The 24,485-nt window shown below is 42.3% G+C and carries 16 protein-coding genes; 13 read left to right on the forward strand and 3 right to left on the reverse strand.

The window, feature by feature from the left end; genetic code table 11:
- Positions 1-127 precede the first annotated feature (127 nt).
- A complete protein-coding gene (glnA, locus tag VLA57_RS00420; RefSeq protein ID WP_011513771.1) occupies positions 128-1,537 on the reverse strand; it encodes a type I glutamate--ammonia ligase in 1,410 nt (469 codons plus the stop codon).
- 750 nt (positions 1,538-2,287) lie between these two features.
- On the opposite strand from glnA, the gene VLA57_RS00425 reads away from it, so the two are divergent.
- From VLA57_RS00425 to VLA57_RS00445, 5 genes are all read left to right on the forward strand, one after another.
- Complete coding sequence (locus VLA57_RS00425; protein WP_333954001.1) at positions 2,288-2,911, forward strand: anthranilate synthase component II; 624 nt, start codon at positions 2,288-2,290, stop codon at positions 2,909-2,911.
- A 51-nt stretch (positions 2,912-2,962) separates the two neighbouring features.
- The gene (gene trpD, locus VLA57_RS00430; protein ID WP_333954002.1) at positions 2,963-4,102 is read left to right on the forward strand and encodes an anthranilate phosphoribosyltransferase; all 1,140 of its coding nucleotides are present in this window, start codon (positions 2,963-2,965) and stop codon (positions 4,100-4,102) included.
- A 63-nt stretch (positions 4,103-4,165) separates the two neighbouring features.
- A complete protein-coding gene (gene trpC, locus VLA57_RS00435; protein ID WP_333954003.1) occupies positions 4,166-5,053 on the forward strand; it encodes an indole-3-glycerol phosphate synthase TrpC in 888 nt (295 codons plus the stop codon).
- 103 nt (positions 5,054-5,156) lie between these two features.
- Positions 5,157-5,888, forward strand: a complete 732-nt coding sequence (locus VLA57_RS00440; RefSeq protein WP_011513775.1) for a Smr/MutS family protein — start codon at positions 5,157-5,159, stop codon at positions 5,886-5,888.
- 108 nt (positions 5,889-5,996) lie between these two features.
- Positions 5,997-6,683 (forward strand): DNA-3-methyladenine glycosylase family protein, encoded by a 687-nt coding sequence (locus VLA57_RS00445; RefSeq protein WP_333954004.1) that lies wholly within the window; start codon positions 5,997-5,999, stop codon positions 6,681-6,683.
- Positions 6,684-6,704: 21 nt separating this feature from the next.
- Here VLA57_RS00445 and VLA57_RS00450 read toward each other — a convergent pair whose 3' ends face one another.
- Complete coding sequence (locus VLA57_RS00450; RefSeq protein WP_227673160.1) at positions 6,705-8,639, reverse strand: mechanosensitive ion channel family protein; 1,935 nt, start codon at positions 8,637-8,639, stop codon at positions 6,705-6,707.
- Between the two features lie 317 nt (positions 8,640-8,956).
- Between VLA57_RS00450 and VLA57_RS00455 the strand changes: the two genes are divergently transcribed.
- The 8 genes from VLA57_RS00455 (at position 8,957) to VLA57_RS00490 (ending at position 23,573) form a co-directional block, all read left to right on the forward strand.
- Complete coding sequence (locus VLA57_RS00455; RefSeq protein ID WP_333954005.1) at positions 8,957-10,855, forward strand: TonB-dependent receptor plug domain-containing protein; 1,899 nt, start codon at positions 8,957-8,959, stop codon at positions 10,853-10,855.
- Positions 10,856-11,210: 355 nt separating this feature from the next.
- On the forward strand, positions 11,211-12,635 hold the full coding sequence (gene ahcY / locus VLA57_RS00460) for an adenosylhomocysteinase (protein ID WP_201532169.1): 1,425 nt from the start codon (positions 11,211-11,213) through the stop codon (positions 12,633-12,635).
- Between the two features lie 13 nt (positions 12,636-12,648).
- Positions 12,649-13,497, forward strand: a complete 849-nt coding sequence (locus VLA57_RS00465; RefSeq protein WP_011513780.1) for a methylenetetrahydrofolate reductase — start codon at positions 12,649-12,651, stop codon at positions 13,495-13,497.
- A gap of 173 nt (positions 13,498-13,670) precedes the next feature.
- On the forward strand, positions 13,671-14,570 hold the full coding sequence (locus tag VLA57_RS00470) for a 16S rRNA (uracil(1498)-N(3))-methyltransferase (RefSeq protein WP_201532167.1): 900 nt from the start codon (positions 13,671-13,673) through the stop codon (positions 14,568-14,570).
- 233 nt (positions 14,571-14,803) lie between these two features.
- A complete protein-coding gene (locus VLA57_RS00475) occupies positions 14,804-16,528 on the forward strand; it encodes a putative bifunctional diguanylate cyclase/phosphodiesterase (RefSeq protein ID WP_227673057.1) in 1,725 nt (574 codons plus the stop codon).
- A gap of 327 nt (positions 16,529-16,855) precedes the next feature.
- Complete coding sequence (locus VLA57_RS00480) at positions 16,856-18,649, forward strand: acyl-CoA dehydrogenase C-terminal domain-containing protein (protein ID WP_149491699.1); 1,794 nt, start codon at positions 16,856-16,858, stop codon at positions 18,647-18,649.
- Between the two features lie 292 nt (positions 18,650-18,941).
- A complete protein-coding gene (locus VLA57_RS00485) occupies positions 18,942-20,726 on the forward strand; it encodes an acyl-CoA dehydrogenase C-terminal domain-containing protein (RefSeq protein WP_201532165.1) in 1,785 nt (594 codons plus the stop codon).
- A 366-nt stretch (positions 20,727-21,092) separates the two neighbouring features.
- Complete coding sequence (locus tag VLA57_RS00490; protein WP_133104607.1) at positions 21,093-23,573, forward strand: site-specific recombinase; 2,481 nt, start codon at positions 21,093-21,095, stop codon at positions 23,571-23,573.
- A 45-nt stretch (positions 23,574-23,618) separates the two neighbouring features.
- On the opposite strand, the gene VLA57_RS00495 is transcribed toward VLA57_RS00490, so the two are convergent.
- A complete protein-coding gene (locus VLA57_RS00495; protein WP_133104606.1) occupies positions 23,619-24,461 on the reverse strand; it encodes a symmetrical bis(5'-nucleosyl)-tetraphosphatase in 843 nt (280 codons plus the stop codon).
- Between the last annotated feature and the right edge of the window lie 24 nt (positions 24,462-24,485).

Genomic DNA, 24,485 nt, shown 5'->3' on the forward strand with positions numbered 1-24,485 from the left:
TAAAGCAGTATCGTCTGCACAGAAATTTTGTCAGCTCAGTCAACACAAATATTCAAGAGCAAAAAAAACCAGCTAAGATCTACTTAACTGGTTTTTTATTAAAATCATTGAGCGTATTAGCTATAAATTAGCAGCTGTAATACAAGTCAAATTCAACTGGATGTACCGTGATATTAACGCGCTGTGCCTCTTCTTGTTTTAGAGCAATATAAGCCTCTAACATCTCTTTAGTGAATACATCGCCTTTTAATAAGAACTCATGATCATCTTTTAGTGCTTGTAGCGCCACTTCTAAGTTTTCAGCGACCGTTGGGATCAGTGCTTCTTCTTCTGGTGGCAAATCATATAAATTTTTGTCAGCTGCTTCACCTGGATGCATTTTGTTTTGAATACCGTCAATACCAGCCATCAACAACGCCGCAAACGCTAGGTATGGGTTGGCTGCTGGATCAGGGAAACGTGCTTCAACACGCACTGCTTTTGGGCTACTAACGTGCGGAATACGGATAGACGCTGAACGGTTAGATGCTGAGTACGCAAGCTTGATAGGCGCTTCATAATGTGGCACAAGGCGCTTATAGCTGTTGGTCGATGGATTGGTAATCGCATTAAGTGCACGGGCGTGTTTAATAATACCACCGACAAAATACAATGCCGTTTCAGACAAGCCCGCATATTCATCACCAGAGAAAGTATTGACGCCATCTTTTGAGATTGAGATATGGACGTGCATACCAGAACCATTGTCACCAACGATAGGCTTTGGCATAAAGGTTGCAGTTTTTCCAAACTGATGAGCAACATTATGTACGGCATATTTGAGTTTTTGCACTTCATCTGCTTTGCGTACTAGAGTGTTAAAAGCAACGCCAATCTCTAACTGACAAGGCGCAACTTCATGGTGATGGACTTCGATACAACCTTCACCAATCATATCTTCAATGCGATCACACATGACAGTACGCATATCTTGTGCGCTATCAACTGGTGGCACTGGTACATAACCGCCTTTGACACGTGGGCGATGACCCATGTTACCCCACTCGTAGTCTTTATTAGTTGACCAAGCGGCTTCTTCAGCGACGATTTCATGACTGACACCAGACATGCCCACAGACCATTTTACTTCATCAAAAACAAAGAATTCAGGCTCAGGACCAAAATAGGCAGTGTCACCAATACCGGTAGATTTTAAATACTCTTCAGCACGGCGCGCAATAGAACGTGGATCACGGTCATAACCTTGTAGGGTTGATGGCTCAATGATGTCACAAGTCACAACAACCGTAACCGCATCAAAGAATGGGTCAATAAACGCCGTATCAGGATCAGGACGCAATATCATGTCTGATGCTTCAATCCCTTTCCAACCAGCAATCGATGAGCCATCAAACATTTTGCCATCTTCCATCGATTCTTCATCAACGCTATGAGCTGGAAAGCTCATATGATGCTCTTTACCGCGGGTATCAGTGAAGCGGAAATCAACCCATTTAGCGTTGGATGATTTGATCAGATCAAGTAGTTTATTTGACATAGATAGTTTCCCTAGTGATTATCATGGTACTGAAATTATGGTAATGGCTTTGTATTACTAAACAGTGCTGAGGTTGAAGATAACGGTTTTTACTCGTTATTCATACTAACAGCCAGTATCTGTCTTTATTATTAATGACACATTTTTATCAATCAGACAAATGCAATTGCTATATTAGCAATATCTCGCTAATAATGTTGCACTCTTCAGACGCCGATTGATAAATAGTTTGTGCTGCAAGGCAATACAAGATACTTGTATGCTAGGGAGATGCAACAGCCATGCCAACCTAGCTAGTTTCATTACTCTATATCATCAAATTTTTAGTTTATTACTAATAAATACAGTCGGTTAAATAAAGTACAGACTAATTTTCCAGAAAAAATATTGACTCACATTTGCTTCTAACAATGAATATCAACGATTCAATATCATAATATTAGCATCATAATAGTGCATAGATAAGAATATATTTAGTGCACGTGCACCATAGTAGAACATTTATAAATATTTTTTGAAAATATAATTTTTTTTAGCAGCGGTAATGGTGCCAAGTTGCCGTTCCATTAACGATTAAACATACTTTTATCTAGCGACATTCAATCTATAGAATCATCACATTTGATAGACGACAAAATAATGTTAATATAATGATGCCATAAAATCTTTAACATTAAGTGACATAGCAAACTGCCATACAAATTTATTAATCAATGCCAACAGTAAACATCTCAATAAGTTGAAGCCCTCATGATTCTGATGATCGATAACTACGACAGCTTTACATATAATATTGTACAGTACTTCGGTGAATTGCAGCAGGACATCACCGTTTGTCGTAATGATGAGATTAGCATTGAGCAAATAAAAGCGCTTGCGCCTGACGTCATCGTTATCGGTCCTGGACCTTGCACCCCTGATAGCGCTGGCATCTCACTTGAATTGATTGATACTTTTAAAGGCATGATACCAATACTGGGTATCTGCTTGGGTCACCAAGCTATTGGACAGGCGTTTGGCGGTAACATAATCAAAGCAAGTGAAGTGATGCACGGACGCTTATCCGCTATTTACCATAATGGACAGGGTGTGTTTATGGATTTACCCAATCCTGCACAGTTTACCCGCTATCATTCACTGGTTATTGATAAATCAAGCTTACCTGATGGCTTTGAGATCACTGCTTGGACACAACATATCGATGGCAGCATAGAAGAAATCATGGGTATTCGTCACCGTGACTTTGCCATTGAAGGGGTACAGTTTCATCCTGAATCTATTTTAAGCGAGGCCGGCTATCAGCTGCTTAATAACTTTTTACGAGCGCATCATTTGGCTGTTATAGACACCGATAATTTGCCACAGGTGGGCTAAGGCTAGCCGCTAGAAATTATCTAAAAATTTAAAATAATAATAAGTGAGAATATGATGACCACTGCTCCTTTGCAGAATGTACTTTCAAACGTAACCCGTACGCCAGAAGATATCCATCAGCTGTCAGATGAGAGTATCCATGAGCTACTGACCACCGCATTAGGTAGGATTTTTCAACACATTGATCTGACCTTTGATGAGATGTATCAAGTGATGCTAGTCATCATGCAAGGCAGATGTAGTGATGCCATGATGGGTGCTATTTTGACCGGTCTGCGTATGAAAGGCGAATCAATCGATGAGATTACCGCCTCAGCAAGTGCTATGCGTGCATTGGCGTCAAATATCGCCCCAAAAGACTGTGACTATATGGTCGATATCGTTGGTACAGGGGGTGATGGTGCCAACTTATTTAATGTCTCTACAGCGGCAGCGTTGGTAGCAGCAGCAGCAGGCGCACAAGTTGCCAAACATGGTAACCGCGGTGTTTCAAGCAAATCTGGTAGCTCGGACTTGCTTGAGCAAGCTGGTATCAGTCTATCGCTGACGCCTGAGCAAGCGCAAGCCTGTATCGAAGACCAAGGTATTGGCTTTTTATTTGCGCCAAACCACCATAGCGCCATGCGTTATGCCAATCCAGTACGCCGTGAGCTAAAATCTAGAACGATTTTTAATATTTTAGGTCCACTCACCAATCCTGCTGGTACGCCCAATTTGGTGATTGGCGTATTTACCGCGCAATTATGTGAACCTTTAGCAAAGGTCATGAAAAATCTAGGCGCGCGCCACGTGATGGTCGTCGGTGCAAAAGATGGTTTGGATGAAATAAGTCTCGCAACCTCGACTACGGTGGCTGAATTAAAAGATGGTGAAATTTCTGTCTATGATATGATGCCAGAGGATGCAGGTATTGATTCACAAACCTTGATTGGGCTTGATGTGGACTCACCAGCGCAAAGCCTCGAGCTAATACGTGCCGCTTTGTCAGGCACAGAGACACATGAACGATCAGTGCTTAAAGCGCGCGATATGATTGCGTTAAATGCAGGCGCAGCAATATATACTGCAGGACTTGCAAGCAACTATCCAAACGGTGTGAGCCGAGCACAAAAAATTATCCAAAATGGCGAGGCTTTAGTGAAGCTTGAGTCTTTGGCACAATATACGCAGCAATTAGCAGCCAATGCTTAACTTATAAGTACATAAACCTAGCCATCATAGACTATTTATCTTTAACCATATTTGGATCCCGCCATGACTACTAACAAAACAGTTGGCTCACATATTCCTTCAGTATTACAACGTATCGTTGCTACCAAACATGAAGAGGTTGCTGCTGCTCGTAATCTGTTATCACTTGAAGACTTACAAGCGAAAGTCGCGGCAGATAAACAACCTCGTCGCGATTTTGCCAGTGCATTGCGCGCCGCTAATATCGGTATTATTGCTGAGATAAAAAAAGCCTCGCCTTCTAAAGGTATTATCAATCACAACTTTGCGCCGGCTTTATTTGCTAAGCAGTATGAGCAATCAGGCGCAAGCTGTCTGTCTGTATTGACAGATCGCGATTACTTCCAAGGTGATGATAGCTACTTGGTCCAAGCACGTGAAGCTTGTGATCTGCCGATATTACGTAAAGACTTTATGATTGATGTCTATCAGATTTATCAGTCATATTTACTTGGTGCAGATTGTATATTACTGATTATGGCGTGCCTTGATGACGCACAGGCGCAAGAGCTACATGCGCTAAGCATCGAGCTTGGTATGGATGTGTTAATAGAAGTGCATACGGCAGAAGAGCTTGAACGTGCCCTACAATTGCCACATTCAGAGCACAATATCTACGGTATCAATAACCGTGACTTAAACACCTTTGATGTGGATTTGCAGACGACACTTGATTTAAAGAACGCCCTATTACGCGAGCTTGCCATTGATGATGCGCTTTCTGCAAATCCCAATGATAGCTTGATACGACCGCTTATCGTGACCGAAAGTGGCATTCACAGCAGTAACGATATCCGCATGATGCTAAGCCATAATATTCAGCACTTTTTAATCGGGGAGCAATTTATGAAAACCGATCATCCTGGACAAGCATTACAATCCTTACTTGCGAGCGTCGCAGCACAGGCGTAAAGTAAGTGAGATAGTTTAGATAAAGCCAATATGAAAATAGTCATTATCTTTATTACTTACTTAATTAATCATTTATTCACTAACCAACGATACATTAATTATTATGTCAAACTCTCTATTTTCAAAAGAAATGCAAGACCAACTTAAAGAGCTTAAAGGTCAATTGAGTAAAGGTCGTGATACCGTGTCACCTGATGGCGACGACGGTAAGCCCACTGAGCCTGTCTCGCTATTGACTCAAAAGCAAGTTAAAAAAACCGTCAAACAGATGGATAGCGAACATATTGATGATGATAAAGTCTTGTTCATGCAAGCAATGAATGGTGTCAATCAACTCGACGATAAAAACGTACGTTCACCTGCCAATGCGGCAAAAGCCAAAAAGCCTGATGCAGCGACACTGTCTAAACGTGCAGCCGCTCAAGGTGGCGAAGCAAGCGACTTGGGCGCTGGTTTATCAGATATGCAGGCTTTATTGAACCCTGTTGCTGGTGAAGCCTATTTATCTTATAAAAACCCTACCTTACAAAACAAAATTTTTACCCAGCTAAAACAAGGTAAATTGCGTTGGTATGATGCTGTAGATATTCATGGTTGCACTATTGAAGAAGCACGTGTAGCGATGACTCAATTACTCAGCCAAGCAAAGCAAAACAATGAAACATCGGTAAAAATCGTCCATGGTAAAGGTAGTGAAGCGATTCTAAAAACTTGCGTCAACGGTTGGTTACGTCAATTACCAGAAGTGTTGGCATTTTGCTCAGCCCCGCCAAAAGATGGTGGCAATGGCGCGGTGTTGGTATTATTAAAAAAGAATAAGCCTGATAGCGAGTAAGCTCTTTGGTTTAGGAACAAAAAAGGACTGCAAATAAGCAGTCTTTTTTTATAGCTGTATTTAACCTATATTCAGTAGGTAAATTTAATTATTTAGGGTAAGTCTCTCATGGACGTACAAAATACTGAAATAATAAAAACCGTTAAAAGTCTTAAAAACATCGAAACCGTTAAAACAATTGAAAATAATGAACAGCTAAAACTTCACATCGATGCACTTATTGCTATTGAACCAAAATTTGCTCCTATCTATGAGCAAGTAGGTGCTCCAGACTTAAGACGTAATAATGGCGGCTTTGAGCAGCTAATGAGAGCGATAGTTGGTCAACAGCTATCTGTAGCGGCGGCTTCCAGCATTTGGAAAAAACTGCTTGATGCTAACCTCACCTCACCGCAAACGATTATTCAGGTAGAAGATGATATATTGCGAACACAGGGGTTATCTAAGCAAAAAATTCGTTATACGCGCTCATTGGTTAAGCATGATATCGACTTTGAAGCATTAACTACCATAAGTGATAAAGAAGTGCTTGAGATACTCACTGCCGTCGTTGGTATTGGCTGTTGGACGGCTGAAATGTACTTATTATTCTCTTTAGGACGAGCTGATGTACTCGCGGTCGATGACTTGGCGATTAAAGTCGCAGCGATGGATTTGCTAGGTCTAGCAGAACGTCCAACACCAAAACAATTAAAGATGGCGACCAAAGATTGGTCGCCACATCGGAGTGCTGCTAGCTTACTACTATGGTCACATTACGGCTGGCTAAATAATAGAAAAGCAGTGCCTTTATAATAGGCTCTCTTACTAAATGCTTCATACCTTAGGGAATCTAAAGCTCTTTTTAACCTGCTTGAACTTTAGTTTTGCTAAATTATAACCACGATTTTTATGAATGCGTTTGTATCTATTGTCGATCATATCCTTTTTTAAGCCATCTTTGGGTTTATCTGCGGTCTGCTCATCATCAACAGCATTCACATCTTTGCTTAAATTAACGGCTTCAGACTTATCATCAGCAGCATTTTTTTTATCAGCTTTCTTTTCAACCGTCTCGCCTTCTTTACTTTCATGATCTAATTCAGCCTGAAGCTCTGGTTGCTTAACAATCAGCTGCTGTGTTGGCAGGGCATGCTCTACATCATACTTTCTAACTTGCATTAATAGATCAACAAATAACACGTCTTGTTTTTCATAAAATTCGATGATACCAGTGGCATTGATATAGGCTTGCAATTGAATAATATAACAATCTTGACGCAACTCTAAAATATTGACTTGGTTCCATTCTTGATTGGTTAATTCATGCTCATCCAAAAACGTATCCAAATGCTTTACCATTTTAAACACAACATCGATATCAGCGGTACGCTTGATATATAGCTGATGCAAAAAGCGGAACATATCACGCGAGGTAAAGTTTTCAATTTGCATCGATGAAAAATCACCATTAGGTACTGTGACGATAGTGCGAGTCAAAGTACGCACGCGCGATGAGCGAATACCGATATCGATGACGGTGCCTTCATAGGTACCAAACTTGCAATAATCACCGATACGTACGGGCGAATCTGCCACTACTACCACACTACCGACTAAGTTTTCGATGGTTTTTTGCGCACCTAATGCTAACGCTAAACCACCGACACCTAGTGCCGCAATACCCGTCGTTAAGTCAAAGCCCAAGTTACCAAAAGTGACGATGACTGCAAATATCAATAACAGTGCTTTGACGACTTTGCGTAGTAGCCCCAAAATTGAGACCCGTTCAGTATAGTTTTTCTTATAGCTTAAGTTCACTGCACGGGTAAATAATGCATCGATAATGCGTAATAACAACCACGTTATCGCCACCCACGAAGCAATCTCAGCGAAACGGTTGACAGGCTCGCGCAGGGTCACTGACACGCCCGCATAAACCATCACCTCAGATAAAATCAGCGCCATAATCACCACCGCTAGCGGCAATATTACTTTGTCTGGCAATGGTAGCGGCACATCACGGACACGAGGGTAAGTGATTTCTAATAAATGATACAGTAGCCATACTGCGATGTAGGTGAACAAAAAACTACTAATAGTCATCATTAAAGCGGCTACCAAATCAGCCAACTGATAACCAAAAAGCTTTTTTCCTTCTAAAGAATCAATGGTATAACGAGAAACCAAAGTCGGCTCATAGTTCTCTATCGCCTCTGGTATTGAGCTGAGTGTATCGGTAGAAAACTGCCAATATTGCTCACCTTCTTTTGACACCACTCTTTCAAGTAATAGAGGAATGCTGGCATCACTGACTTTGATGACACCTACATTTTCTTGGCTTGGCGGTAGCTGATCGGTCAAATTGCCTTCAGGCGTATTATTAATCTGTAGATCAGCCTGAAAACGACCACCTGCATCGAGGGCTTGCTTGAACTGTCGTACAATGGTTGTGGGATTATCAGATTTAGATAGATTTAAGTAATTACTCGCCAGCAAATAATCATTTTCACCCAATGCTGCAATAAATCCTTGCACCGTATGCCGAGGCGTATCGCGTCCGAATGAATCAGGTATCGATGTGCCATCCCCTTCCTCAGTCTTAGTCCCACCCACACCCAGTATGCTCGTCTCAGCTGCCAACGCACTAGGCTGCGAGAGGATACTAAGTGCCATAGCAACGAGTAGTGTTATCACGATTAATGGTAACTTCATCAATGACATCGATAAAGATGGCACGGCAGTGGTATTCAGACGATGTTTAATAAACAAAACAAACCTCATGGCTTTATGAATGGCATAACGAAAAACGGGAAAAATCTGCCCTATAATAACAATTATGATGGTCAAAAATATCACTAGTGAACAAAAAAATGATAAATAGCTTGTCCCTTGCTTAAAACAATCAAAGATAGCTAATAGTGAATAATATTCACCCTATGATGAATAAACATTAGGTGAAAGTGGTTTATAAATGAGGTGCTTTTATAGATAATAACGCCATGTATTTTATTTATTACTTTTTGTAATTTTTAGCTGCTCAGATTTCACTTCTGTAACTTCTTTATTTGATTAATTTGGAATTCAACATGGTTTTATCACGTTCATCTTCAACCACTTATCTGCGGTTGTGTATTTTAAGCGCATTTGGCGCATTTGCTATGAGCGCTAACGCCGCTACTGACGTCAATGTCATCAGTGATAGCGAGCTACCACAAGTTGAGCTTGATAAAATTGTAGTCACCGCCACTCGTACACCGACTAAAACCAGCAATGTCATTGCTCAGACTCGCGTCATTGATCAAGAAGACTTGAAACGCTTCCAAGGTCAAAATGCCCTTGATATCATCAAACGTCAGCCAGGTATCAGTCATTATACAAATGGCGGGCCTGGTACCACCTCAAACTTTTATATGCGTGGATATGATAATAAGCAAATATTGGTGCTTATTGATGGGGTACGCTATAGCTCAATTAGTGCTGGCGGCGCAACATTAAGCTTACTGCCTGCTGATCAAATCGATCGTATTGAAATATTATATGGTGCTTCTGGCTCTAGTATTTATGGTTCAGACGCAATCGGCGGCGTGATTCAAGTGTTTACTAAAGGCTCAAACATTGAAAAGAGTCAGGTTTCTATTACTGCAGGTGTAGGCTCACATAACGAATATCTATATGGCGCTAGTGCTCAACTTAACAGTGGCAATGGCACGACAATGAGCTTATCAGCCAGCCATAATGAGACGGATGGCATCAATGCGACCTTACCAAATGCCTATGGTTATAATAGCGATGATGACGGCTTTAAAAGCGATAACGTTAGCTTAGCGTTAACTCAGCGTATCAATGAGCAATGGTTAACCGGTGCAAGCGCCTTATATAGCAAATCGACCACAGATTATGACGATGGTGCAGCAAACGCCTATTCAAAACAAGAAAACGGTTCTGCGCAAGCGTTTGTTGATTGGCGTTATATGCCTGGTTCTTCTGTCAAATTACAGTATGGTCATTCTATTGATAAGAGTGATAACTACGGTAGCTTCCCTGGTGTTTTTGATACCAAACAAAATCAAGTTAGCCTAGTAGGTCAGCATAAGTTTCAAGTTGGTCAAGGCATATATGGCCTTGAATACCTTAACCAAGGGCTTGATAGTACTGCCTATACCGTTGATGACCGTGACGTGAAAAGCGCATTCTTAGGCTATCTATTGGCCAAAAATCAATTCGATGCTCAAGCCAACGTGCGCTTTGATGACAACTCACAATATGGTGGTGAGACGACTTACAACCTAGGTGGTGCCTATCACATTAATCCTAACCTACGCGCTGGTGCCAACTACGCCAAAGGCTTTCGTGCGCCTACTTTTAATGACTTATACTATCCGGGTTCAGGTAATACTAATTTGAAACCTGAAACCAGCGATAACTATGAAGCTTTTGTTGAATACGATACTGTATTACAGTCGACACGTCTAACAGGCTATCACAACAAAGTTGATGATCTAATTGGCTATGTTGCAAAACCTACACCTGGCAATCCTTGGGGCGGTAGCAGTGAAAACGTTGATAGAGCTAAAATTGAAGGTATTACCTTAACTTCAGATTGGGTTGTTGATAGCTATTTATTTGGTGGTAGCTATGACTATCAGCAAGCAAAAAATGCCAGTGGCGGTGCGAGCGATGGTAATTTCCTTGCCATTCGTCCTGAACATAAAGGTCTGGTATATGCAGGCTACCGCTTACCAAGCTTAGATGTTCGTGCAGAATACCAATATGTTGGTGATTATTATAGTGGTGTCGCTAATACAGACTCACAGTTAGTCGATTCTTACGGTTTATTGAATATCAGCGGTAACTATAAACTCACTGATAATCTATCTATGACTGCTCGTTTAAATAATATTGCGAATAAAAAATATATTACTCTACCGGGTTATAATACTGATGGTATTAACTTCTTCACCTCTTTAACCTATAATTGGTTCTAGGGTGATTTAGAATCACACTGAACTGGTATTCATTTAAATGAGAAAAGGTCATCCAACGATGGCCTTTTTTATGGATGTCAATCACATAAAACGATATTGCGTGTCATCACTACTTACCATTTATATCAGTCAATAGGTGACAAATTACACATCATCTATTACAATAATCACCCTCCGAGAGGTGTTGCACCATAATATTTGATCTTGCAAATAGGCTTTAGAGCCGTGCTAATCAGTGGTTATGTTAGGCTCGGCAACTGTTGAACAGTCTTTCTCATGATTGTCGACAGCGCAAATAACGGCACCTGCGTTATTATTCTTTTTATCATACCTTAACCACTGATAGGAGCATATTATGGACGCAGTGTCTAACACCCCATCTGCCCATACGATCGATCCCTCTTTCACCGACTATAAAGTCGCCGACATCAGCCTTGCTGATTACGGCCGCCGTGAAATCACGCTTGCCGAAGCTGAAATGCCTGCCCTTATGGGGTTGCGTCGTCGCTACGAAGCCGATCAACCGCTTAAAGGCGCAAAAATCGCTGGCTGTATCCACATGACCATCCAAACCGCCGTACTTATCGAGACACTAGTCGCGTTAGGTGCTGAAGTACGTTGGACCTCATGTAACATCTTCTCAACTCAAGACCATGCTGCCGCGGCGATTGCTGCTGCTGGTATTTCTGTTTATGCTTGGAAAGGCGAAACCGAAGAAGAGTACGAGTGGTGCTTACGTCAACAAATCCACGTTGGCGGTGAAGAATCAGGTCAGCTTTGGGATGCTAACTTAATCTTAGATGACGGCGGTGATTTGACCGCATTGATTCATAATGATTATGCTGAATTGCTGGATAATATTCATGGTATTTCAGAAGAGACGACAACAGGTGTCCATCGTTTGGTTGAAATGCTAAATAAAGGTACGCTTAAAGTACCAGCGATCAACGTTAATGACGCGGTTACTAAGTCTAAAAATGACAACAAATACGGTTGCCGTCATAGCTTAAACGACGCTATCAAACGTGCAACTGACATGTTCCTTGCTGGTCGCCGTGCTTTAGTCATCGGTTATGGTGATGTTGGTAAAGGTTCTACGCAGAGCTTACGTCAAGAAGGTATGATTGTCCGTGTCTCAGAAGTCGATCCTATCTGTGCCATGCAGGCTTGTATGGACGGCTTTGAAGTATTGTCACCTTATATCAACGGCGATAACACTGGCGGCGCAGAAAACATTAACACGCGTCTGTTAGAAGATACCGACATGATTGTTACCACGACTGGTAACTACCATGTGTGTGACAGACATATGCTAGCAGCGCTAAAACCTGGTGCGGTTGTTTGTAACATCGGTCATTTTGACACCGAAATCGACACCCAATTCATGCGTGATAACTGGCGCTGGGTTGAAATCAAGCCACAAGTGCATCAAATCTTCCGCTCAGACGATGAAAACGATTACTTGATTTTGCTTGCTGAAGGTCGTTTGGTGAATTTGGGTAATGCTACTGGTCACCCATCGCGCGTGATGGACGGCTCATTTGCTAACCAAGTATTGGCGCAAATGTATCTGTATGAAGAAAAATTTGCTGACTTGCCAGCTGATACACGTACTGACAACTTATACGTCAAAGTTTTACCGAAAAAGCTAGACGAAGAAGTTGCCGCTGCGATGGTTGCTGGCTTTAATGGTACGCTAACTAAGCTAACTAGCAAGCAAGCTGAGTATTTAGGCGTACCTGTTGAAGGTCCATTTAAGCCTGACGCTTATAAATACTAAAAGGAGTCAGACTGTGACTAAGCCTGCTTTCTCCTTTGAGTTTTTCCCAGCCAAAACCGAGCAAGGACACGAAAAGCTCCTCAGCACTTATGATGAGCTGAATAAGCTGTCACCTGCGTACTTTTCGGTGACCTATGGTGCTGGTGGTTCAACTCGTAGCCGCACTTTAGATATCGTCCAAGCCTTATGCGCGCGCGGTGAGACTGATATTGCACCCCATATGTCTTGTATTGGCGATGATAAAAGTGAAATTGCCGAGTTACTTGAGCATTACAAAAGCTTGGGCATCAAACGCTTGGTCGCATTACGTGGCGATTTGCCTTCAGGTCAAGTAGGCATGGGTGAGCTGCCGTTTGCATTAGATTTGGTCAAGTTCATCCGTGAGCATTCGGGCGATCATTTCCATATCGAAGTAGCCGCCTATCCTGAGATGCATCCACAAGCGCGTAGCTTTAAGCTTGATGTCGATAACTTGGTCAATAAATATCAAGCTGGCGCCAATGCTTCGATTACCCAGTTTTTCTACAACGCTGATAGCTACTTGTATCTTCGTGAGAGCTTAGAAAAACGCGGTATTGATACTGTAGCACAGCCATTGGTTGCTGGCATTATGCCAATCACCAACTCTAGCAATCTGATGCGTTTTGCTGACAGCTGTGGCGCCGATATCCCACGTTATGTGCGTAAGCAATTGGCTGACTTTGGTGATGATAGTAAGGCGATTCGCGAGTTTGGCTTTGAAGTGGTCTACCGTTTATGCGAGCGTTTAATTAGCGAGGGCGTACCTGCCATGCATTTTTATAGCATGAATAAGGTTGAGCCAAACAAGCGCTTAATTGAAGCCTTAGGTTTGATTGCTTAAATATTTACCCAATGTATTGCTTAATGACTGGCGTTCCTAGGAGCGCCAGTCTTTTTTGGTATGGGAATTGCAGTTATGCGAATTCCATTAGTGACAATCCCTTTACCCACTCAAATGATATTCTGCTAAGATATTGAAAAATATCATGACCCTCATTATAGGAATAAGTAATTTTGCGACGTTTCTTTTATGCCACTAATAGCAACATTAGTAATGACGTTACCAATGAAAAGGCTGCGACCTACCCTCAGCTTGGCACCTTGCCTATCGGTGCCAGCGTCGAATTAACTGAAAGTATCGTCCATCATTGGTGCCGTGTATTACGAGCAACTATTGGTGACCAAGGTGTTTTGTTTGATGGCTTTGGCGGTGAATATCAGGTACAGCTACTGACCATCAGTAAAAAAAACGCGACTGTGACCCTGCTTTCTCACACAAATAATGATAATAGTGCACCCATATTTACCAAAATCGGGCTGGTAATGAGTCGTGGCGAACGGATGGATTACGCCATTCAAAAATCTACCGAGCTTGGCGTCACTGCCATCCAATTGCTAAGCAGTCATCATGGCGAGGTCAATCTGAAGCCTGCCCAAGTAGAAAAAAAGCTTGCTCATTGGCAGCAGGTTGCGATTGCTGCCTGTGAGCAATGCGGTCTTAACCGTCCACCGCTTATTATTGCGCCTATTCCTATTAACGATTGGCTTAAGCCTATCACAACGACCACGCCTGTGAAGATAGAAGCGACTATCAGCTCTATGGTTACCACCCTTAGTCAGGATGCTTATTATCAAGTATTACAACGACCCGCTGATTTGCGTCTACAGCTTAGTGTACCAGCGGCAGGACAACCTGCTATGCCTGATTCGCTACTGACTGTATTACAGCAACCAGTGCCTTATATTGAATTGTTGATTGGTCCTGAAGGTGGCCTAAGTACTGACGAATGCGCTCAAGCAGCAGACGTTGGTTTTGAGCCTTGGCAAATTGGTGCGAGGGTGTTACGTACAGAAACTGCCCCAGTGGTCGCCTTGGCAACATTGCAAGCACTGTTGCCATGTGTCAATCCTTAGTAGTAGTACAAAGAGTCATATAGTCAGTTCACAATAAAAAATACAAATGAAATAGCATTTTACTGAGACAAATTTCGCTTGCTGTTCACTATGCGTATGAGCACCAGATTCTTCAAAAATTTGTCCTAGTAGCACTGTATCTTTTTAAACTGCACTAATTACATTAAAACAGCGCTAATTGCCAATACGAAAAGCTCTCTTTATCGATTTACCTCTATTTTATGAGTTCATTTATGACTGCTTTTACACCAATGCCACTGGCGGATAAACAGCAACTATTGGTCAAACTCTGTGAGCAATATGAAGATGCTATCTTTATCCTAGATGCAAATTTGTATTATTTATCGGTCAATGCAACTTATGAGCAAATGATCGGTTACACAGAAGATTTTTTGCTTGGGCGTCCGCTTGGCATATACGCAGCTGAATTGTTATCAGAAGATGAACAATTGGTATTAAAAAATCTGATTAGCAGTTTGGACAGCACAGGGTTCTGTGAAATTGATTTTTCCATGGCAAACCGTTACGGGCACAATGTTGATTGCCATATCACTTACCGCAGAATCTACCTAGATGATACGCCGTACTATGTCGGCACGATTCGAGATACCTCGATCGTTGTAAAAAATAAAAAGAAAATGGTGCATTTGCTCAATCATGATGAGGTGACTGGACTGCCAAACCGTAAGGTGTTTTTGAGTCAGACCAGTGAGCTGCTGTTAGAGAGCTATCAAGAAGTGGTGATTGTCCGTGTCAATATCGATCGTTATCGCAACCTTGCCACATTGTTAGGACCTGAATACATCAACACTTTGGTTGAGGATTTTGTATTGCGGATTAAAGCACTGGCACTTGATCATTTGCGCTGTTTTTCACATTTTGGCGGTGATGACTTTGCTTTATTGTTTGAGTGTAGTGACGCCAATATGGTGCGCCATCAACTAGATATTTTGATGCAAATGTGTGAGCGTCCTTTCTTTATTAGTGATAATGGAGCCACAAATACCGAGGTGTATTGTCATGTCTCTGTTGGGGTCAGTTACTATCCTGAAAATGATAATGAGTTTATCGGCTTATTAACCAAAGCTGAAAGAGCATTAAATTATGTCAAGCAGCAAGGTGGCGACGATGTCTGTTGGTATAACAAATCCCTTATTGAGCTCAATGCTGATCATTTGCAATTAGAATATGAGCTTAAAAGAGCCACTAACGAAGGTCAGTTTGTCGCCTATTATCAACCCAAATTCGCCCTAGATACAGGTGATATTTCAGGCTTTGAAGCTTTGGTACGCTGGCAGCATCCCATTCGCGGATTGCTGCAACCTATTGATTTTATTGATGCCATTATCTCTCACAAGTTATCGCTTGAGTTGTTCTCTCAAGTGGCAACCCAAATCGCTGAGCAGCTAAAGATTTGGCAAGGTTTGGGCTTTGACCAACATATTTGTATCAATGCCGATGCCGCTGAATTCAGCAATCCAGAATTTTTTGATGTGGTCAGTAATTTACTGGCACAGCATCAAATTGCAGCGCACCAATTACATATTGAGGTGACAGAATCTTCTTTGATGAAGCGCCACTCTAATGTTAAAGAACAGCTAAATTCGTTAAAAGCGCTAGGGGTTTGCTTGGCTTTAGATGACTTTGGTACCGGCTATGCTTCTTTGAGTTATCTGCAAGAATATCCCTTTGACTTCATTAAAATCGATAAAAGTTTTATCTCTAAGATTACCGCAGACAAAACTCAACGTGCCATTGTTAACGCTATTTTGGCATTAGCAGAAGCACTGGATATGCAGGTCATCGCAGAAGGTATCGAAAACGAGCAACAGCGCGATTTGCTCTTGGCTATGGGTTGCCAGTATGGTCAAGGCTATTGGTTTGGCAAACCTATGTCTGCTGAAGTTACAACCAACATGTTAATGCAACAACATTTGTCCAAAAATAACAATGGCTAGAGAGCGAGTATAAAACATCCTCATATCGTTCCTCTACCATATCGATAAACGTGCTTAGCGTGTAGGCTATATTGTACATAGGATGCAAGATAGGTTGATGACTTATCAGTATTGTCTCCAAACTTGTATATTTTCCAGTGAACGCCTATCTTTTACCAAGAATTTACAGATACGGTCTTAATTCTTTTCTCAATGTTATTTCATATGATCGGTATCGTTGTTTGTTAATAATGCAGACACACTCCATGCCAGCAAGATACTAGCAACTCAGACTTACAACAGTCATCCCATCGCTGTCGGTCATACACCAAAAAAGGACAGGAAGTTATGCAATACAAAGCACCCTTACGTGATATCCAATTCGTGATGCATGAGTTACTTGACAGCGAAAGCCATTATAAAACCTTACCAGCATTCCAAGAAGCAGATCGTGAGCTAATGGACAGTCTGTTTGAGATGGCCGCAAGCTTTGCTGAAAATGAGCTATCACCACTCAACCAAAGCGGTGATGCTGAAGGCTGTCAGTTCAACAATGGTCAAGTGACGACGCCAAAAGGCTTTAAAGAAGCATACAAAGCGTATTGTGAGCTTGGCTTCCCAGCCCTATCTGCTGAAGAAGACTTCGGCGGTCAAAACATGCCCTTTTCATTATCGACCGTCATTAATGAAATGGTTGGTACAGCTAACTGGTCATTCTCTATGTACCCTGGTTTATCTCATGGTGCCATTCAAACCATCGAGCATCACGGTACAGACGAGCAAAAACAAACTTACCTAGAAAAAATGGTCAGCGGCGAATGGTCAGGCACCATGTGCTTGACTGAAGCACATGCAGGTTCTGATTTGGGTATTATCCGCACCAAAGCCGAGCCTAAAGAAGATGGCAGCTATAGCATCACTGGTCAAAAAATCTTCATTTCAGCTGGTGAGCATGACTTAACGGACAACATCATTCACATTGTATTGGCTCGTCTACCAGGCGCGCCTGCTGGTACAAAAGGCATCTCACTGTTTATCGTTCCTAAGGTAACGGTCAACGAAGATGGCAGCCTAGGTGAAAACAATAACGTCGTTTGTGGCTCTATCGAACACAAAATGGGCATCAAAGCCTCAGCCACGTGCGTGATGAATTTTGATGGCGCAACGGGTTATCTAATTGGCCCAGAAAACCGTGGTCTACAGTGCATGTTTACCTTTATGAACGTGGCGCGTATTGGTACCGCAGTTCAAGGTTTGACAGCAGCAGAATATGCGTTCCAAGGCTCATTAACTTATGCCAAAGATCGTCTAGCGATGCGTTCATTATCTGGTGTTAAAGCCCCTGAAAAAGTAGCTGACCCTATCATTGTACATCCAGCGGTTCGTAACATGCTGTTGACTGAAAAAGCCTTTGCTGAAGGTGGCCGTGCTTTAGTCTATTACCTCTCACATTTTGCAGATACTGTCGCAAAAGGCGAAGGCGATGCGCTTAAATTTGCTGACCAAATGCTGTCATTATTGACGCCTATTGCCAAAGCATTCTTGACTGAAACTGGTCTAGAAGCGGCTAACCATGGCGTACAGGTTTATGGTGGTCATGGCTTTATCAGCGAATGGGGTATGGAGCAAAACGTGCGTGATACACGTATTGCATGTCTTTACGAAGGTACCACTGAAATCCAAGCGCTTGATCTATTAGGTCGTAAAGTATTGGGTTCACAAGGCAAGCTGCTAGCAAACTTCGTCAAAATCATTCAGACATTCTGTGAAGAAAACAAAGAAAACGACGAGATGGGTCAGTTTATTCGCCCACTTGCCAAACATCTTAAAGAATGGGGCGATTTGACTGCACGTATCAGTATGCAAGCGACTGAAAATCCAGATGCAGTTGGCGGCGCGGCGGTTGATTATATGTATTTCAGCGGTTATGTGACGCTAGCCTACTTATGGGCACGCATGGCATTAGTGGCACAAACTGAACTTGCTAACGGTAGTAGCGAACAAGCATTCTACGACGCGAAAGTCAAAACTGCGCAGTTCTACTTTGCCAAACTGTTGCCACGTACCACCACTCACGTACAGCGTATCAGCACTGGTGTTGAGCCGTATATGAGCATGGATGTTGATCAATTTGCGTTTTAATTAACACCAAAAAACATTGATCGATCATTTTTTTGTAGCGCTAAATAATGTATTTTTTATCGGCAACATACCAAGGTGTGTTGCCGATTTTGTTTACTATCACTTAAAATCTGCCATAGTCATTTTTTAAATAAAATAATCCATACTTTTGGTGTACGCATAATTCACGAACAAATACACCCGTGCGCAAGCTAATTTGCTAAACTTTAATAATGAATATTAAGCCCAACTCAAAAGATCTCTTATAAATTTGTTCAACTCACTTTTATTTATTTGAACCAAAGGAATGTTTATGGCTGTTTATAATGCCCCTCTTAATGACATGCGCTTTATCTTAAATGATGTATTTAACGCGCCTAAATTTTGGCAAAATAACGAGAATCTTGCTCATGTCGATATGGAAACGGTCGATATGATTTTGGAAGAAATGGCAAAACTGACAAAAAACGTTTTGTTACCTATCAACCGTAGCGGTGATGAAGAAGGCGCAACCTTCCAAGGTGATGGCGTTGTTACGACTCCAACTGGCTTTAAAGAAGCTTATAAGCAGTATGCTGAATCTGGCTGGGTCGGCTTAAGTGGTAATTCTGAATACGGTGGTCAAGGTTTCCCAAAAATGGTGACCATGCTAACTGAAGAAATGGTTTTTACCGCCAACCAATCATTTGCTCTCTACCCTAACCTAACCGTTGGCGCAACACTGTGCCTAAACGCGGCTGCCTCTGAAGAGCAAAAGCAAACTTACTTAGAGAAAATGTACAACGGCGAATGGGCTGGCACCATGTGCTTGACAGAGCCACATGCTGGTACTGACTTAGGTATCATCAAAACCAAAGCTATTCCTAATGATGATGGCAGCTATGATATCTCTGGTACCAAAATCTTTATCACTGGCGGTGAGCATGACCTAACTGACAATATCATTCATCTGGTACTCGCAAAAACCCCTAACGCGCCAGAAGGCTCAAAAGGTATCTCACTATTTGTCGTACCGAAATTCTTGGTCAATGAAGATGGCAGCTTAGGCGAGCGCAACACCTTAGCAGTCGGCTCTATCGAGCATAAAATGGGTATCAAAGCCTCAGCCACTTGTGTCATGAACTTTGACAGCGCTAAAGGCTGGATGGTTGGTGCCGAAAACACTGGTCTGTCATCAATGTTCATTATGATGAACTATGAGCGTGTCACCATGGGTCTACAAGGGCTTGGTGGTTCTGAGCTTGCTTATCAAAATGCGGCGTTATATGCCAATGACCGTGGTCAAGGTCGTAGCGATACCCAACTGCAAAGCCCAGAAAAACCAGCGGATGCCATCATTCATCATGCCGATGTACGCCGTATGCTATTGAATGCCAAAGCCAACACTGAAGCGTCACGCTGCTTTGCGATGTACGTTGCCAAAAACCTTGATGAAGAGAAGTTTAGTACCGATCCAGAGGCCGCTCAAGCTGCTGCCGCACGTGTTGCACTATTGACGCCCGTGGCTAAAGCATTCTTGACTGACAAAGCATTAGAAGCCACTATTGATTGCCAGCAAGTATTTGGCGGTCATGGCTATATACGTGAATGGGGTATGGAGCAAATCGTTCGTGATACGCGTATCGCCCAGATCTATGAAGGTACCAATGGTATTCAAGCACTTGATTTACTAGGTCGTAAAGTGGCGAAAAATAACGGCAAATACGTTACCCATTTCTTAGGTGAAATTCGTGATTTTGTCAATAATATGCAAGCAGAGCACGGTATCAAGCAAGCGACGCTAGATGCTGCTGATACAATTGAAGCACTAACCACAACGGTGCTAAATAATATTGGTGAGCGTAAGAATGAAATTAATGGCTGTGCCGTTGACTACATGCATGCCTTTGGTTACCTAGCCTACTCGTATATGTTTGCGTTGATGGTTGAAGCAGCTGATGGTAAAGAAGGTGATTTTTACACCAATAAAGCCAAGCTTGCTGATTATTTCGTTGGTCGTATCTTGCCACGTATCGATGCCCATGCTCAGATGGTTCAAGCTGGTAGTGATCCGATGATGAACTTTGACCTGAATTACTTTGACGTACCTGCTAGCTAATTGGTTACTTTTATAATAAAGTAAGCCCTGCCGCACTATGATAAAGGGACAGTCACGCTACTGTCCCTTTTTTTGCCAAAAATATCTTCATAAAATTGACACAATAGTCATCAAAATACCTGCTAACAAAATAGTTGACTATTGATGAGCCGTTACGATTAAAATAACGCAAAACCAGATGCCTTAAACTTAATAAAAATATACTAAAACTTATAAATGAGGGCGCAGTACATTAACAAGCGGTAAATTAATAAAGATATGTACCGCCATAGTGATAATTACAGCCAGTCACTAAAAGAAGAATATGTCTTATTTCATATACTACATAATAACGATGATTGAAATAACTACCATAAGGGATACGATGTGTCAGAGATAAAACACATTTTACAACAGATTACTGCCTTAAGTGATGTACCAGATCCCGCGGTACTTAAGCGCTTAATCGATGAGCTACGAGTAAGTGATAAAGAGCCTACTTTAGCCAATCAGAATATTCAAAATCTTATTGAGGTTTTACGTCAGCATCCAGAATATGGCGATGGGCTGTCGAGTTTCGTCCTAAAACTTATTATCGAATACCGCCAGATCGCTCTTTATACCGATACTGGCATTATGTCAGATCAGGGTTTCTTTTACAGTTTGCGCCGTTTGATTGGTCATCGTTTTTTGCCACTACTGCCACAAGAAGATTCTGTCGTAGAATTGGTCGGTTATTTATTTGATAAACGCTCTGATGAGCGCTGGCTTGCCCATATCGAAAAAGAAAAATGGGATGAGCTGGTCGGGCTACTCAAAGTCCATGAGCAGCATCTAAACTTAGTCGCGACGGCAAAAAACAGTATTTTGAACGCGATTATCATTTTATCGTATCGTATTAGCGGTATTGGCTTGCATCCAGACTTGATGGAATCTTACCCGCAAATGCTGAATTATTCAGCGTCGTTTGTGGCACAAAATCAAGAAGCAGTCTTGTACGTCAATCAGTACCGAGAAGCACATGAGCTCGACACCTTAACCGACATTATTCCTGAAAAAGCCGTGGATCCAGCGCCTCTATTGGTCATGATTGAGCAATGCGAAGACATCGTTGCCACCATACGCAAGCGCATTTACAAAACCGGTATCTCTATTCGCTTAACCAACATGATGCTACGATTAGATCAAAGCTTACAGCGCATGCGCATATTGACTGAGCTGGTAGCAAACAACTACGATAAGCGTGATCGGGCAATAATTGAATTGATTCAAGCGCTAATTACGACTGCCAGTCATCGTTATAGTATTGGCTATTTGATTGACAATAATACTAAGCTGCTATCGCGAAAAGTCACTGAAAACGCCAGCCGCGTTGGCGAACATTATATTAGTACTGATAAATCCGGTTATCAGAAGATGTTTAAAAAAGCCTCTATCGGTGGCTTTATTATTGCTTTTATGGCGACGACTAAGATATTGGCATATCACTTAGCTCTCGCACCAATGGGTCGCGCCTTTGTCAATAGTATGATTTATGGTTTGGGCTTTGTTTTCATCCATATCGTCCATGGTACAGTCGCTACCAAACAGCCTGCCATGACAGCGGCAGCTATCGCCTCAACCATATCAGACAGCTCGGGTAAAAAGTCCCATCAGTTAAATAAACTGTCTGAATTGGTGGTCGATATTTTACGCACCCAGTTCATTGCCATTATGGGTAATATTATGATGGCTATACCAGTCGCCTTGATCATCTCTTTTGCTTGGTTGCAATATACCGGCGCGCCGATGATTGATACCGATAAGGCCGCTCACCTACTTCATGATCTCGACCCTTTTCGCTCACTAGCTTTGCCACATGCTGCTATTGCTGGTGTGTATTTATTCTTATCGGGTCTGATTGCTGGCTATTATGATAATTTGGCGGTCTACAACCAGATAGGCGCCCGTATTCAGCGTCATAAGCTATTACAGTATTTATTGCCCAAAGCATGGCTACAACGTTTAGGCGGCTTTATAGAAGCCAATCTTGGTGCCATCATGGGCAACTTTATCTTTGGGGTTTTCCTAGGAAGTACTGCAACGATTGGTTTCTTATTTGGCTTACCAATTGATATTCGCCATATTGCCTTTGCTTCAGCGAACTTGGCTCATGGCTTATTTAATATGTCGTCCAATCAGCTAGAGTGGCAAGTGGTGCTGCTTTCTGTCTTTGGCGTCTTATTTATCGGTATGGTCAACTTGATCGTCAGTTTCTCACTGGCACTTCTTGTCGCTTTACGCTCAAAAGAGGTGAAATTCGTTGATTGGAGTCGCTTAACTAAGCAACTCTTCAGCCACTTAATGACGCATCCTTCTGACTTTTTTTGGCCACGCGACAAACCGATGAAGTATGCACGTATTGATAGCCAAGGTCAGATGATTTTCGATGATACCGCCCCACAAAATAGCAATCAGCCACTTCCCAAAAACTATGTGGTAAGGCGCTTATCTGATGTCAAAGTGCTCCCAAAAGCCTTGCAGAAGAAGACAGAAGGACAGCAGGCGGTCACTGATATACATTATGCTAATCCATCAGCAGAACATCAGCTGAGTCCTGAACTAAACAACCGCGAAGCTCATATTACCGTCAATAAACCAGCCATCAATAAAACCATTGAGCTTGATGATGGTCTGACAGAGGAAGCACTTAGCAGCGTCCCTTATAGTCAGGATATTCAATATGGTAAGACACATGCTGCGTTTGATGAGAATAATCAGACGGTATCTGATGCGATTAGTCAAGACAGCACTGCTGATAGCAAAGTTGCAGGCGACGCCAAAACGCCACTACCTAAGCCAAAAAAGCCACCAAATCTACCCAGTTAATGGGTTAATTTGATGGCTTGATTGGTTTTTGGAATCACTAAAAAATTAAGAAGATATCGGCAAGCACTGCGCACTTGACGTGATGGTCTTGCCATCACTTAAGCGATAGGCTAGCAAATGATTGCCCCAAACACAGCCACCATCTAGTGCACGAGCATAAGGCAGATCAACCTCACCTTTGAGCGCGGCCCAATGCCCAAATAACACCTTACGCGTGCGCGGCACTTGCCATTCAAACCAAGGCAAAAAATCCTCTGGCATGCGCTCATCTAGCCCTGAGGTAAAGCTAAATTCAAGCAGCCCATCCTGCTGACATAAGCGCATGCGAGTAAAATAATTGGCAATCGCTCGCATTTTCGTAAATCCATGAATGTCTGCATGCCACTTATCTGCCGTCTTGCTATAGAGATTTGGCAACAATCTATCAAGCTGTTTTAAATGACTGCGCAACTGCGACTCTAACTGATGTGCATATTTTTCGGCGTCTTCAATACTCCAATGCGGCGGAATACCGGCATGCACCAGCACCGTATGCTTATCAGGATAAACCAATAATGGCTGATGACGTAGCCACTCTAGCAACTCATCACAATCATCGACCGCAAAAATCGGTGCTGTCTTATCTTTTTTCTTAATTTTTGTCGCCCCACGCCATACGGCTAGCAAATTGATATCATGATTGCCAAGTACGGTCGCGGCTGCCCCTTGCTCACACAAATCTTTGACATGACGCAAGGTATTTAAAGAGTCCTCGCCACGTGCCACTAAGTCGCCTGCAAACCATAATTTATCTTGCTCAGGATCAAAATCCAACGTTTCAAGTAGCTGAAGATACGCAGCATAGCAGCCTTGCAAATCACCGATGACATACTGATGACGATAACTCATAAGCTCTCAATCTTTCTTGTGGAT

This window comes from Psychrobacter sp. S4(2024), from assembly GCF_036861305.1.
GTDB lineage: Bacteria > Pseudomonadota > Gammaproteobacteria > Pseudomonadales > Moraxellaceae > Psychrobacter > Psychrobacter cryohalolentis.